This window comes from Legionella sp. ST3F1 (assembly GCF_048553315.1).
GTDB lineage: Bacteria > Pseudomonadota > Gammaproteobacteria > Legionellales > Legionellaceae > Tatlockia > Tatlockia donaldsonii.
In genome coordinates this window covers 146,558-161,121 of the sequence record NZ_JBLZIO010000005.1, presented here as the reverse complement: position 1 = coordinate 161,121, position 14,564 = coordinate 146,558, and the positions used below count along the sequence as shown (strand labels likewise).

The following is a 14,564-nucleotide window of genomic DNA, read 5'->3' as shown; positions in this document are numbered from 1 at the left end:
GGTGTAAATAATGGGAAATTTTGGTGGCTTCTTACGGACATGCCATTGAAATACAAAACTGAAATAGACTAAGATTCGTTTAGCCATGATTACTCCAACCTAGTAATTGTGGTTAGCTGGCGGGGAGGCGCTCGAATTCCTCTCTGTCAGCGCTTGTTGCATTTAATACTTCAAACGCGCTTTTTATACTATTTGATTCTTTAGTGTCTTGCAATGAATTTTTAGAATTCAGCAGACACTAAAGGAGCAAAACGATAGCTTCCAAAGCGTTTCAATTTACAACTGCGTTCTATTCCTGCCATTACTCTGAATGGTATTCTCTGAATTTTCTTACTATGGAGCACCTATGGGATCAGGGCTTGAATTTTGATTGTTGAATAAAAAATTCAAGCCCTGACTTCGTTTACACAGCCCTCTTTCAAACGGTGTGCAACCTGGCGATTAGTTGCAAATCCCATTAATGACACAGTTTTTTAGTTCCGTCGCAAATTTGAAACTATTACTTTGGTCATAAGTGACTTCCCAATTAAAGACACCGCCAATATTGCCATAGGCTTGCGGTGGAATATAACTGCCGCAGCTTGTATTACCAGCAACCGCTGTTTTAAGGCATTGAATTGCGCGCTTAATCGTGGCGGTTGGCGTTATAGGCGAGCCGTCACTTTGTCCATTTGCGTTAGAAGACGGATAACCAATGACAACTTGTGACGGTTGTAAATGGCTAATGTAAGGCTGAAAGCCTGTAGTTTGTCCATTCGCACTAGCAGGCCAATTTGCCAGTAAATCAGTAGCCATCGCGACGGAGAAATCAGGGGTATTCGTAGGAATGGGACCGTAACATACCAAATCAATACCAAATGCACAGCCTGTATTGTAAAGCTGAATCCCAACCCAGGCCAGAGAGGCATGAGTTTGCATCACTAACGAGGCATAATTACCCCAGGTCTGATCAAAACCCCTTGTGGCTGCGACATTCGCAACCTGCGGTGTTAAGGTAATCAGGAGGGAAGGATTTTGATTGTGCATTGTATTGATAATGCTAGCGAGTACAGCAATATCTCCTTGTGGTTGAGAAAAAGTCCCGCCACCATTAATGCCGTGCTCAATATCGATGTCAAAACCATCAAAATGATATTGCGTGATTAAGCCATTTAAAGAATTAATAAAGGTTTGTTTAAAGTCTTCTGCTGAAGCAGCTGCAGTTAATACCTGATGAAAATCAACACTCGTATTAGGGAGGCTTGTTAAAGCACCGCCTAAAGAAAGAAGCACTTTAATGCCAGCGGCATGAAGCGACTGGATATAGTCTTTCGTAACCGTATCGAAAGCCGGGGTAATGACTCCAGGTGTACTTGTACTAAATACTCCAAAGGCAATCATTACATGAGTATAGCCCGCATTCGCTAAGGCTTGCGCGGAGGGCGGAGTTTTCCAGCCAGGGATATAACCAATAATACGTCCCCCCGAAGCAACCTCCTGAGTTAAGCTAATTATTTCAACGGCATCTGGAGTGGCTGTTAAAGGCTGAGGGGAAAATCGTACCGTGTAGCCAGATACCGCATCACTTGAAACGGTATAGATAACGCCATCGGTTAAAGAGACAAACGCTGAGCCACTGCCATTCGTTAAATCGATAGTTTGTTCGACAGCTTGTGAACCGTTATTGGGTGTTAAAGTAATTTTTAGCGCAGATAAAGTAGGCGGCGCCCCATTCACCTCTAATCGCACAGAATCTTGTGCTACCTGAATACATTGATAGGTTAAATTAGTCACTGGGACGTTGGTCGCGTTGGCCTCTAAAGAGGCAGGAGTAAAGGTTGGCAAACAGTTGTAACCATTGTAATTAATGGTCGATGTCGAGAATTGGTACGGTGAACCCTCAGCTAATTGAGAGACGGTTGTCGCACTGCCCCAGGATAATGATTGTGTTTGTGAGTGACCTGAGTTGGCCTGGGTAATTAAGACAGACGGATTTTCACTGTAACCGGCTATCTCATTAGGTAAATTTTGTAAATTGATGCGTAATTTCCCCAGTTGCTGACGCTGTGCATAACTAATTATTGAGCTCACTGTCTCATTGGCAACTAAATTAACACTGCTGGGATTGGCCTGGCCTACATAATTGTTGCCGGCGCTGTCGGTGACTGTATCGGCTGAAATCGTATAATTACCGGCAGCAAGACCGGATAACGTCTTTGAACTTTGCCAGGGTAACTGGATATCGCCAACCGATTGACCATTCATTGTCAAATGAACCATTGCATAATTTTGCGAAACATTCGTTGGCTTCGCTGAGGAATTAGTTATTTGAATACTGCCTGTTTCTACTGCGGTGCTGAGGTAAACTTTGGTAGTACCCTCTATATGGCTATCGGTCGTTGCGCCATATTTAATTGAAATAGAGTTGCCGATGGGTAAGAGGCTATTGGCACCAGAGAAGCTCGGGAAATGCAGGTTAAGGGTTGCTAAAAACTGATTGCCTGGTTGTTGTTGTGAAGTAATATTTAATACGTTGTCAGGATAAGACAGCGGTGAAAAATCACCCCAAAATGATGTATTTAACGCTTCAGTTGTCTGAAACGATATTGTTGTATTTTGAAAATCGACGGCCTGATTGCAATTATTCGTCAACTTTAAAACAATTGATTTCCAATATTGACTTCCTGTCGCACTGAAATGAGAAGTAATACAGGTTGTGGGTTGGGCCATAGTGGATTGTAGAGAAGCATGTGCCATCCCTGTTACCGCCGTTAAAATACCTAATCCAACGTGCAGATATCTCATCCTTGACCTTCCCTGTTATTAGAAAAGTTCAATTTATCATGCTATTACTTTTTTTAACAACCCTATGATGCCTTCGTGGCGCTGGGTTGTCTTGGGAGTATGAGTCGAAAAAACGTAATGGAAGTCAGGGTCAAGTCCTGATCCCATAGGCCATGCAAATGATTACCGATTATTTTTTAAAATGTATGAGGATTAGTTCAATTTATATAATAGTATGGTGACGAGAATATAATAGATGCTGAAACTTACAAGGTGCTTTTAGATGGATGAAGATAATCGTTATTCGGTTCCAGAAGATGAAGATTATGAACCTGGTTCAAATAATGAGGTATTGAAGAATTTTTTGGGGATTAAAAATAAAGAGATAATGGAGCAGGTGGAAGAGGTAGAATTAGAGAGAACTGGTGAAGTGCTACCCGATATTTATGGCCCTGAACATCAATTAACCTCACAAGACATACAACAAATTCACAAGCTATGGTTAGCAGACGTTTATCCTTTTGCTGGAAAATTCAGAACTGTAAACATGAGTAAAGATGGATTTCATTTTGCAGCTTCACAATATATTCATAACTCTATGCAAGATTTAGAAAACAAGTTTTTAAAACTCTATACTCCTTACAAAAAATCCGGTGATGAACTTGCTAACGCGTTGGGTGTTGTTCATGTTGAATTAATTATTATCCACCCATTTAGAGAAGGAAATGGAAGAGTTTCAAGGTTACTGGCGAATATAATGGCAATGCAGGCTGGATTACCACAATTGAATTTTGAGCCCATTGATAAAACCACTAATACAGAGGGCTATAACAAATATATTCAAGCAATACATTATGGGGTAATGGGAAATTACGAACCAATTAAAGAAGTGTTCGTGGAGATACTAAGAGCTAGTTAGCTTTTATGCAGCCTTTTTTTCATTTCTTCTAAAACAGCACTTGAACGAGAATGGTCGATTTTCAGAGTCAAACCTTTATCTTTCGCTTTAATGCCTTCCACCCCACAAGAAGTTCTTGTAGAACGAGCATTTAAGCGCTTAGCTTGTTCCTTATCCTGTAGATAAGGATTTGTTTCTGATAATGTTTTCATACCTATAATTATATCACATTATCCCCCAAATGACTCGCATTCTTATTTACAATAATAAACACCTAATTGGAGATAAAATGATATGCTGGATTTGTAATGTTAATAGTGCGGGGCTCATGAACATAGAACCAAAAGATCTGAGCTAAAATCAAAAATCCCTTCTTTAAGTCAAAATAAACCGATTTATCTAAGCGAAATGAAAGAACTTAAAGATGGAAGACATAGCTCTTTCATATGCATTTAACAAAATGCCTTTGTCTTCCTTTCAAAAAGAAAATTATTTCCATTTAATAAAATCGGGAGAAGAGGCCATTTGTTTTCACACAGATGACGATGAATTTAACTTTATGTTTTCCAAAATACATTACAGCAAGACTATCCCTGAAATTCCTTTTGACCAAGCTATACAATTACGTACAGCTAAACCATCAGATCAAATGCGATTTATGTTTAAATACTCATTTGGGGTAAAGTGCGAAGAATGGCAACACGAAAGTGAGTATCGCATAATTGTAAATGCCAATAGCATAGATCATGTAGGAAAAGCTATTTCTGTAGAAAAATATGTGCCATTTATTAAAGTATCTGGCCTCATAATGGGAGAAAAATTTGAAAATAAAAATCTAATGCTTGAATTATGCAAAAAACATGAACTTGATCTTTATCAAGCTACTCTTTCTGATATGGAATACAAAATTATTCGAAAACAAATTTTAGCTTCTGGAAAAGAAATTAGTGCTGTTCCATTACCTGGTCGGCATTTTTTCCCATACCTTCAGGAGACATCCTATACGTTGTTGAAATACCAACATGACCTATCCAACCAAGTCCAGGTACGTTCAGATCTCTTCCCAAAACTTCTGCCGGATAAATCTGCTTGGCATAGATTAAAGGGCAAACCAGGGTTGCAAGCGACATACTTAAACCCAATGCCAGTAGTCTTCTATTGTTCATTTTAAGTTCCTTCTCTAAAGATTTGTTTAAATTCATGTTAAAAAACTAAAGTTCTTGTATGCCGGTCTTTTAGTCTTAATTCAGTAATTTTTTAGGTTATTGATTCATTACTACAGGAATTAGCTTGACTGTGAATGGAAGTAGACACCAAACCCGCATTCATTTTAAAGCGCAAATCAGGAGCAATAAGCATCAGTAGCCACTGGACGTAAATATCTATGCGCTTAGCGGATGCTCAACCATGTTAAGTTGTTGAGCACCGACTCAACTGCTTTAGTTCATTGAGATTTACCACTCTATACACATTTTTATCCACAGTTTTTGTGGATAACGTACAAATCAATAATGAAAGAAAAAAATGGCAAAACCCTTTTAAAATAAGGGAGTCGTATGAGAATTAGATGTTTTATTATAAAAAATGGACGAGGCGAGTAAAGAATTATCCACAATAGGTAAGGACGTAGAAAATAAGTCCTCGGTGGAGCATCATAAACAAATAAATAATAAAAAAACAGTCTTGACTCGACGATTTTTAAATTTTCGGAGATGGCTTTATGGTGTGTTAAGGAAAATTTAGTCTTACCCTCTTTAGCATTAAAAAATTTCGTAGCTTATTGATTTCAAAAACATATCCCAGCCACTTTGAATCAAATTTATTATCATTGATTAGTTTAACAACAATTTTATGATAAAATACTACCTGCTAATGTAGCTCATCTGAGCCATCCTATCACCGCCGCACTCGACTAGTTCTGGTGAGTAGCTTTTCATTCAGATGAATTGGTTTTCCACTTGAGTTTTGATTTGCCTATTAATTTTCAATTATCTATTGAGCATATGTATGAGCGCAAAAAAAACCTTTAGCTGTTACCTGATTGGTGACGATAATATGACATTAGAATGTGCAAATATTATCTTGGCTAGCGGCCATGAATTGCTTGGTTTGATATCTCCGTCAGAAAAAATCGAAAAATGGTGTACTGCTAATTTCATTCCTTATATCGAGAGCATTAGGCAATTTGAAAAAAAACACATGGGTGGGAAATTTGATTTCCTCTTTAGCATAGTCAATGGTGAAATCCTTTCCAAAGAAATTCTGGCGCTTCCGCGTTATTACGCTATCAATTATCACAATTCTCCATTACCCAAATATGCTGGTTTGTATGCAACCACATGGGCGATTCTTAATGGCGAAACGCAACATGCGATTAGTTGGCACATTATGGATGAAAGGATTGATACCGGTAATATCCTGAAACAACCCGTCATTCCCATAGATGATTTTGATACAGCACTGAGTTTAAATCTAAAATGTTACGAAAAGGCTATCCACTCATTTCGTGAACTTGTTGATGAGCTTGCTACAAACACCACTAAACCAGTCAAACAAAATTTATCATGCCGCTCCTACTACGGCCTAAAAGATAAGCCCGCTAATTTCGGGTTTATCACTTGGGAAAAATCCGCTGATGATATCGATCGGTTGTGTAGGGCTCTCTCCATGGGAAACTATTTAAATCAATTAGTCGTTCCAAAAATTATAATGAATGGAAAGATTTTTGTCGTAAAAGCGCTAAAAAAATTAAATTCAATCTCAGGAATGGAGCCAGGAACAATTGTTAATCTTTCAAATAGTTACATTCAAGTAGCTACCGCAACCTTCGATATTGCCATTTTAGAGCTTACTGATCTTGATGGAGAAAATTACGATATTCCAACATTGGTTTATTTATTGAATATCACTATCCATACAAAGCTTGATCCAATTGATGCTGGATTGCTCGAAAAACTATCAACCAGCCCTGCCCAAAACCCTAAAGTAGAAAAATTCTGGGTTAATGAGTTTTTAAAATGCGCCCAGGAAGAGATTTCATTTTTGTCTAAACTACCGAGACCCAGGGAATCAGTTGCCGTATTTGGCGATATGAAAACCAGAATTCCCAATACCTTGCTAAAGAAACTAAAGAAACTATCGAGTGACGGTCATTCTTTAGAGAACATCTTGTTAACAGCTACCCTAATTTATTTATACCGTCTAAACAATTATAGAAATTTATCCATAGAATTGAGCCCCCTGGAATTACAATCGAAACCTTTATTCCTGAATAATTTTTTATCAGACCATCTCCCATTGTCAACCAAGTTTGATAGTACTATGGCATTCAAGGACGTATTAACATTGGTATCAATCGAAAAAACAAAGCTGTTGCAAAAGAGCACCTACACGAAAGAGATTTTTATTCGCTACCCACAATTAAAAAAGTCTTCCAGTCAAATTGACGCCAGTATCAGGTTCATCGATGCAAACACTCCCCCCCCCTGCAAGACGAATAAAAAATTAACTATTTTTATCTCAGCAAATCACGACTGGTTCCATTTTCATAGCAATGTCAACCATGAGTCACAGCCTGGCTCTTATGCATTATTTGAAAATATGAATGGACATTTTTTAACACTACTGGAAGATTTAGTTGATAATCCTGATAAAACTATTTTCCTTCTTTCAATAATGGGTAAAAAAGAAAGAAATAATGTGCTGCATGCCTGGAATAATACAGGGTTTAAATATAACTATAAAAAACTGCTGCATCAGTACTTTGAAGAACAAGTTACTAAAACGCCCGATTCAATCGCTGCTGTTTTTCAAGGTACAGGAATTAGTTATCACGAGCTCAATCAAAAAGCTAATCAATTAGCGTGCTACTTGAGAAGCCAGGGCGTGCGGAAGGATCATTTGATAGGGATTTGTTTAGATCGCAGCATAGAAATGGTTGTTGGTATTTTGGGAATCTTAAAATCAGGAGGGGCATACCTTCCCTTAGACCCCAATTATCCTGATGAACGCATTTCCTATATGCTGAATGATAGTCAAGCAAACCTATTAATCGTGGATCAACAATCAATAAAGAAAAGACCTCATCGATACACAGGCAAAATTATTGACATAAATGCCGTCCTGGATTTAAAAAATTTACCGGATGAAAATCTACAACATGTCAGCAAGTTTTCAAATTTAGCTTATGTTATTTACACATCAGGAACAACTGGTAAACCAAAAGGCGTAGCGATTTCCCATCGTGCTATTTGTAATCACATGGTTTGGATGCAAAAAGAATATTCCTTTAGCAATACGGACGTCTTTCTACAGAAGACTCCCTTTTCATTTGACGCCTCCGTTTGGGAATTTTTTATGCCTCTCTTCACAGGAGGTAAACTCGTAATAGCGCCAGCAGACGCTCATGCCAGTCCCATCCAAATGACTAATTTAGTCAAAGACAATCAGGTGAGTGTTTTACAGCTTGTCCCTTCCATGTTGAAAGAATTAGTGTCTACACCAGGTTTTGATAGCTGTCATTCGCTTAAACAGGTCTTTTGTGGTGGTGAAGCGCTTTTGCCAGAAACAATCGGTGCTTTTTTTAAAAATAACGCCTCTGGAGCAAAACTACACAATCTTTATGGCCCAACTGAAACGACTATTGACGCAATAACACTGACCTGTACCCAAGGGGATGCAGAAAGCGATGCAAGTCGAATCGGTAAACCCATCTCTAATACAAAAGCCTATATTTTGGATGACAAACTGCAGCCTGTGCCAATTGGAATGACAGGTGAGCTCTACATCGCTGGGGAGGGTTTAGCGCGCGGGTATTTAAATAATCAAGAATTTACAGAGCAAAAATTCATAGCTAATCCGTTCAGCAACAAAAAAAATGACCGGTTGTACAAGACCGGTGATCTAGTCAAATGGCAATCTGACGGAATTATAGAATATATTGGTCGACGTGATAGTCAGGTCAAAATTCGCGGATTTCGGATCGAAGTGAATGAAATTGAATCCCATTTGGAAAAAATTCCTTCCATTCATCAATGCATTGTCATACCAGAACCTGGCTCTGATAATTCAATATCGTTATCAGCCTACGTTGTACTGGATCAAAACGCTCAACTATCTGCTACAGATATTCGCTCCACCCTGAAAGCAAAGATTCCTGACTACATGATCCCTTCTCGATTCTTTGTTGTAGACAAATTTTTAATAACTCCAAGCGGAAAAATAGATAGAAAAAATTTACCCACCCCCTGTAAACAATTGACTTCTAGTAATGATTACGCGGAGCCAAATAATGATATTGAATTGCAATTAAAAAATATCTGGCGCTCTGTGTTAAAAATTGACCATCTTGGAATTCATGATGATTTTTTTGAGCTGGGAGGTAACTCACTTTCCGCTATGAATATCATTTCGCTAATTCAGGAGCAATTTTCAGTGTGTTTAAGCCTTAGAAATTTTTTTGAGTTCTCAACGATACACTCTTTGGCGAAAGAAATTGAAATGAAGACTCGTACAGCGGATGATCGATTAACGCTCTATAATCCATCTGAAAATTTTATTGCCCTCAAAGAAACCGGTGATAAAACTCCTCTTATTTTAGTTCACCCTATTGGCGGCAGTGTATTTTGGTATAAACTTCTTGCTAAATATTTAGACAAAGAAAGACCCTTATACGGGATACAAGACCCAGGCATTGATAAAAACGAATTCATTTTTGATACCCTGGAAGAGATGGCTAGCGCATACATCGATTCACTTCAGGCTATTTATCCTTATGGCCCTTATTTGCTTGGCGGCTCATCATTTGGCAGTACTGTCGCGATTGAAATGGCGAGACAGTTAGAGGAGAAAGGGGAAACCGTTAGAGCCATTATCTCTCTCGATGGCTGGGCATTTTATCCCACCCTTCAAAGTAATGAGCTTTATTTCCAAGACATCATGAAGGAACAAAATTCGAGACTCTTAAAAAAGTATGTAGAAAATAATGTCTATAATTCTAAATTTTTGCTAGACCTACAGTGGCATAGGGAAAAAATGTTAACGCAATACAAATTGCCTATTATTAATAGCCAATTAATTTTGTTTAAAGCCGAAAAACTGACCGAGATGTTTCAATATGATGCCCCTTTAAATTGGTGGGAAAATTATTCGAAACGCCCCATCGAACTCCACATCGTTCCAGGCGATCACGAAAGTATGTTTTACGAGCCTAACATCCAAACCTTAGCCAGCAAACTCAACAAGAGTTTAGGTGAGAAAACTATTGAACCTTCCCTATTAAATGAAGTCATTGGAGGTGATTTATTAGAATTTTAATAGATATTTGAATTAACTCGCAGGCATAATGGTCTAGGCTTATTTGTTTTTATTTTTTCCCTAGCCTACCATTTACTTGGTTGAACATTAAACCGGGTTGATTTCATGCCTAAAACCACAGAGATATTATCGACGTTTATAAACCTGGTTGACCAGCCCATCATCTTGCTATCATCAGAACTCATTATTTTAGATCTCAATGTTAAAGCAAAAACGGAATTTAAAATAAAAAAAGCCACCACGATAGATAAACCCTTTTCAGTTTTATGCCCCAATCTTGATCCAAACAGCCCCCTACAGTCTCAACATTTAGTTTCCCACACCAGAGATAAAACGGTTCTGTGGCATATAGCGAACCTTCCAGATGAAAATGAACTCATCCTGATTGGGACAGTCCAGGATCAAAAGAACGAGTCTCTTTTAAACATGCAAAAAGAATTTGAGGACTCTACTCATCAGGAAATCAGTAATCTAAACCTACTTTTGTCTAGCCATTTAATTGATGAGAGCAAAAGCACATTAGAGCAAGTGAGAAATATTTATAATTACATGGAGAATATTATTGCCGAGATGCCAGTCAGTGTTTATTGGATCAACAGGGATTGCGTATACCTTGGATGTAACAACAATATGGCTAAATTGTTACGTCTAAAATCAAGACACGAGATCGTTGGGAAAACCTATGCCGATCTTTATGATGATAAATCAGCCTCCCATTATAGGAAAGCAGACAGAGCGGTTATGGATAAAGGAGTATCATTAACTGTAGAAGAACCTTTGCATTACCCTGATGGCACTAAAGAAATTTATTTATCCAATAAAGTTCCTTTGCATAATACAAAGGGGGAAATTGTAGGGATGGTTGGCATCTCCGTTGATATTACCGAACGTAAGAAAATGGAAGAAGACTTACTTCAAGCTAAAAGAGCCGCTGAAGCAGCCAACCAGGCAAAATCTGATTTCATTGCCAATATGAGCCATGATATTCGCACCCCGTTAAGTGGGATTATCGGGATGTCACAAGAGATGTTTAATATAGCGGACAATGCCCGTTCCTTTTTACAACAAACGCCAGAAGAAGCAAACTTAGCTACCCCCCAAACCTTTTTTTCTTTATTAAAAGAGATTACTGAAACCGTACAGGAGGATACCCAGCTTCTAATAGGAGCAACCGATCAACTATTAGAACTTTGTAATGAAATTCTGGAAACCATGCGCCTGGAATCAGGACATCGGCCAGAAGAAGTAGAGTCCTTTAATCTTCGTGATTTAGTTAAACACAACATTGATCTTTTACAACCGGTCGCTTTTCACAAAAAGTTACAATTGTCCTTTGATATAGAGGCATCTATCCCTACCTATTTTAGCGGATTACGGAATTACCTTGACCGCACGCTGCTTAATCTTTTATCTAACGCTTTAAAATTTACCAACAGCGGTTTTGTCAAAATCAACGTGAAATCGCTTGATGAAAGGGACTCATCGTATCGCTTGGGCGATATGATGAACTTACAATTATTGGTAGAAGACAGTGGCATTGGTATTCCAGAAGATAAATTTGAAACAATATTTGAACATTTTTCTCGCCTGACTCCTGCTTATCAAGGATTATACAAAGGTGCAGGTTTAGGTCTATATACCGTGAAGCGTTACATCGAAGCGATGAATGCCACAATTAATATACAAAGTGAACTAGGTAAAGGAACTTGTTTTATTATTACTCTTCCACTGGTTGTCTCTGATCATTCCGATCGAGAAAAAATACCAGTTCGTCAGCCACCAATCTCTACCGTACAAGCCTTGCCACTTGACCGTACCGTAAAGCCAGCGGAGATAACAAAAGTGGATGCTGTGGCTTCTGTCCTTGTAGTAGAAGATAATCCCCTTGCCGCTAAAAGCCTGCAAGCTTACTTAAATCGCTTTCAGTGCGCTCATGATCATGCAGAAAATGGCATGGAAGCACTCACGATGGTTCAAAATAACGACTATGATTTAATTTTGATGGATATAGGATTACCTGACGTTGACGGTATTGAAGTTACGAAACAGATCCGTGCATTGAATAATCAAAACGCATTACAAGTACCCATTGTAGCCATCACAGGACACGCCGATGATGCTCAAAAGGTGAATGAATCATTGGAGGCCGGTATGCAAGAAGTTTGCAGCAAGCCATTACAGCAATCCAAGTTAGAAAGCCTTTTACAACAGTACGTGTTTAAAAAGAGACAATCAGAGTCCGCCTCCCTTGGGAATAAAATCCAAATCAGTGATGAGGAAAAAGCAGCTGTAATCGACTGGCAAGCAAGCCTTGATCAAATGAATGGGGATGAGAGTCTTCTTCGTGAGTTATTATCAATGCTGGAGATTGATCTTAGAATGAGTCTGGATACCTTGGCAAAAGCTTATGCGAGTCATGATGACGAAACCCTTCGCAAAGAATTGCATCGTGTTCGAGGCGGCATCAATTACCTTAGCCTACCCCAACTCAATAGGGCACTGGCACGTTTTCATGAAGCAGTAAAATTAAAACCGCAGGACAGTCAGCAACTCGCCTACACATATAATCAAGTAGAAGAGGCAATCAGAGCATTTTGGGATGAGCTGGAAAAGAAAAAACTTACTTCCTAATCAGATTACCTACAGGGCAAGAATAAAAAACGCTGTCGAATTACTTTAGGTCATTACCCAGAGTTAACCGCTGAAATGGCAAAAAACAAAGTCCAGCACCTTCTGGGGCAAATCGCTATGGGAATCGATCCCGCGAAAGCAAATGGCACATGTGACAAAAAATTCGGGGGTTCATTTCACAGTACATGATTTGAGACGAACATTTATCACCATTGCAGAAAGCCTGGATATCCCTGCCTATGCTTTAAAGCGTTTAATGAGCCATAAGATGAGTAATGATGTGACTGCAGGATACATTATTGTTGATGTGGAACGATTAAGAAAACCAATGCAGCTTGTCACTTATTATGTTTTGAAGTGTATGGGAGTACTTAAAGAACAAATATAATTTACACAATGTCTGGCAAATTATAAGCTTCAGTAAGTTCCATTTTGGACTGCATACTCAATTCAACAAACTCCATTTAATCCTTCTCGAGATTTAAAAAATAACGAGTCGCTTTAAGTTCGCCAGTTCGTTTGAGAATATCTTTTTTAACCAAATCATTTAGATCTCTGGTTGTTGTAGCGATTGGCGCACCAGTAATACTCATATAATTTTTAGCACTTAAACCACCTACAAATCCATCAGGCCCAGCATGAAATAATCTTAATAAAACCTTTTCTTGCCTTGGATTAATTTTCCCTTCCACTTCCCTTAAAATTACAGATTTCTTAATAATAAAATCAATATACAAATAAGTGTTTTGTTGCGCTTCTAAGGCGATGTTAGCAAACCATATTAACCAAGATGTTAAGTCTAAAGTTTTACTTGCTAAGCCTAATTGCTGATAATATTCCTTTCTCTTTTTTAATAATATTTTTGCCAATACTGTCATTACTGGTTTTGAAAATCCTTGCGATAAGGCTTTTTCTGCTATAGCTCGCCCTATTCTTCCATTTCCATCTTCAAAAGGATGGATACTCTCAAACCATAAATGGGCTATTCCTGCTCGGGTTAATGTGGGTAAAGAGGCTGAACCAGTGAGAGAACTCCGTTCAAACCAATCAATAAACTGCTCCATTTCGGCCGGAACAGATGATGAGGGAGGCGCTTCAAAATGTATTTTTCGCTCATAATCCGGCCCAGAAACAATTTGCATTGCTTCTTCATGCTTACGATATTGACCAATATTTTCTAAATGATGGCTATTACCCATTAAAAATTGATGCCATTCAAATAGAACCTGATGCGTTAGCGGACTAGGAATCGTTTGATATAAATTAACCATCATTTTAGCGATCCCACGCTCTGCCATGCTAGCTCTAGTAGCTTCTGTAGACACCCCTAACTCTTTTTTTATGGAGGATTGAACGCTATCTCTGTTTAAATGCTCACCTTCAATTTCAGAGCTGTCTAAAGCATCAGTACACATTAAATCAATAAATAAATTTTGCTTACCTTCCTGAGAAATGTGTTGCGAAGAACCAATAATAATACCTGCATTCTCAGTAAAAGATTGCTCAAGCATAACTAATTTATCTGAGTCCCAAGTAAATTTTGGCCAATTTTCAAGCTGCCAATTCCATTTCATGATTAATAACCTCATATTTTATTAATCAAAATATAGCATAATAGTGATTAATAAAATATGAGTTATTAATCACTGCTTAATTTTAAATAAGGCTAATAACCTGACATTTGTCTTATGACTAGAAGTTGGCAAAAAGCAAGATCTGACCCTAGGCATTGCTAGTGCTAGGCATTGCTAGTGCTAGGCATTGTTACCAACAGAAGTATTTGAAAAATATAAAAGGCAGGCTCAAGAGGCTGACCCAAAAAGGGTTATCGCAGATTATATCAGTGGCATGACAGATAATTATCTCTATAAAATGCATCAAAGAATTTTTGGTGGAAACACTCAAAGTACTTTTGACACAATCTAATTGACTGATCAAACACAATTTCATCAACATA

General features: G+C 38.2%; 8 protein-coding genes and 1 pseudogene. 6 read left to right on the top strand and 3 right to left on the bottom strand.

Annotated features, from left to right (window positions below; genetic code table 11):
* Positions 1-441: 441 nt before the first annotated feature.
* Positions 442-2,784 (bottom strand): glycosyl hydrolase family 18 protein, encoded by a 2,343-nt coding sequence (locus ACN4Z1_RS05710; protein WP_419388026.1) that lies wholly within the window; start codon positions 2,782-2,784, stop codon positions 442-444.
* Positions 2,785-3,046: 262 nt separating this feature from the next.
* On the opposite strand from ACN4Z1_RS05710, the gene ACN4Z1_RS05705 reads away from it, so the two are divergent.
* Positions 3,047-3,682, top strand: coding sequence for a Fic/DOC family protein (locus tag ACN4Z1_RS05705; protein WP_228364314.1), 636 nt, complete (start codon positions 3,047-3,049; stop codon positions 3,680-3,682).
* Here ACN4Z1_RS05705 and ACN4Z1_RS05700 read toward each other — a convergent pair.
* A complete protein-coding gene (locus ACN4Z1_RS05700) occupies positions 3,679-3,873 on the bottom strand; it encodes a hypothetical protein (protein WP_131753179.1) in 195 nt (64 codons plus the stop codon). The genes ACN4Z1_RS05705 and ACN4Z1_RS05700 overlap by 4 nt on opposite strands.
* A 212-nt stretch (positions 3,874-4,085) precedes the next feature.
* Between ACN4Z1_RS05700 and ACN4Z1_RS05695 the strand changes: the two genes are divergently transcribed.
* From ACN4Z1_RS05695 to ACN4Z1_RS05680, 4 genes and pseudogenes are all read left to right on the top strand, one after another.
* Positions 4,086-4,832, top strand: coding sequence for a hypothetical protein (locus tag ACN4Z1_RS05695; RefSeq protein WP_228364315.1), 747 nt, complete (start codon positions 4,086-4,088; stop codon positions 4,830-4,832).
* 836 nt (positions 4,833-5,668) lie between these two features.
* A complete protein-coding gene (locus ACN4Z1_RS05690) occupies positions 5,669-9,976 on the top strand; it encodes an amino acid adenylation domain-containing protein (protein WP_228364316.1) in 4,308 nt (1,435 codons plus the stop codon).
* Positions 9,977-10,081: 105 nt separating this feature from the next.
* Positions 10,082-12,607 (top strand): response regulator, encoded by a 2,526-nt coding sequence (locus ACN4Z1_RS05685; protein WP_228364317.1) that lies wholly within the window; start codon positions 10,082-10,084, stop codon positions 12,605-12,607.
* 130 nt (positions 12,608-12,737) lie between these two features.
* Positions 12,738-12,995, top strand: a pseudogene (locus ACN4Z1_RS05680) (integrase); the annotation flags it as partial.
* A 76-nt stretch (positions 12,996-13,071) separates the two neighbouring features.
* Here the strand turns inward: ACN4Z1_RS05680 and ACN4Z1_RS05675 are convergent.
* Positions 13,072-14,181 (bottom strand): Fic family protein, encoded by a 1,110-nt coding sequence (locus tag ACN4Z1_RS05675; RefSeq protein WP_228364318.1) that lies wholly within the window; start codon positions 14,179-14,181, stop codon positions 13,072-13,074.
* 187 nt (positions 14,182-14,368) lie between these two features.
* Here ACN4Z1_RS05675 and ACN4Z1_RS05670 point away from each other — a divergent pair, with 187 nt between their 5' ends.
* Positions 14,369-14,533: a hypothetical protein gene (locus ACN4Z1_RS05670; RefSeq protein ID WP_228364319.1), complete on the top strand. Its 165-nt coding sequence runs from the start codon at positions 14,369-14,371 to the stop codon at positions 14,531-14,533.
* Positions 14,534-14,564 lie beyond the last annotated feature (31 nt).

What these genes read in the sequence shown, in the direction of transcription:
- ACN4Z1_RS05675 (WP_228364318.1), bottom strand. Translation starts at nt 14,181, where the DNA reads ATGAAATGGAATTGGCAGCTTGAAAATTGGCCAAAATTTACTTGGGAC.
- ACN4Z1_RS05685 (WP_228364317.1), top strand. Translation starts at nt 10,082, where the DNA reads ATGCCTAAAACCACAGAGATATTATCGACGTTTATAAACCTGGTTGAC.
- ACN4Z1_RS05710 (WP_419388026.1), bottom strand. Translation starts at nt 2,784, where the DNA reads ATGAGATATCTGCACGTTGGATTAGGTATTTTAACGGCGGTAACAGGG.
- ACN4Z1_RS05690 (WP_228364316.1), top strand. Translation starts at nt 5,669, where the DNA reads ATGAGCGCAAAAAAAACCTTTAGCTGTTACCTGATTGGTGACGATAAT.
- ACN4Z1_RS05700 (WP_131753179.1), bottom strand. Translation starts at nt 3,873, where the DNA reads ATGAAAACATTATCAGAAACAAATCCTTATCTACAGGATAAGGAACAA.
- ACN4Z1_RS05705 (WP_228364314.1), top strand. Translation starts at nt 3,047, where the DNA reads ATGGATGAAGATAATCGTTATTCGGTTCCAGAAGATGAAGATTATGAA.
- ACN4Z1_RS05695 (WP_228364315.1), top strand. Translation starts at nt 4,086, where the DNA reads ATGGAAGACATAGCTCTTTCATATGCATTTAACAAAATGCCTTTGTCT.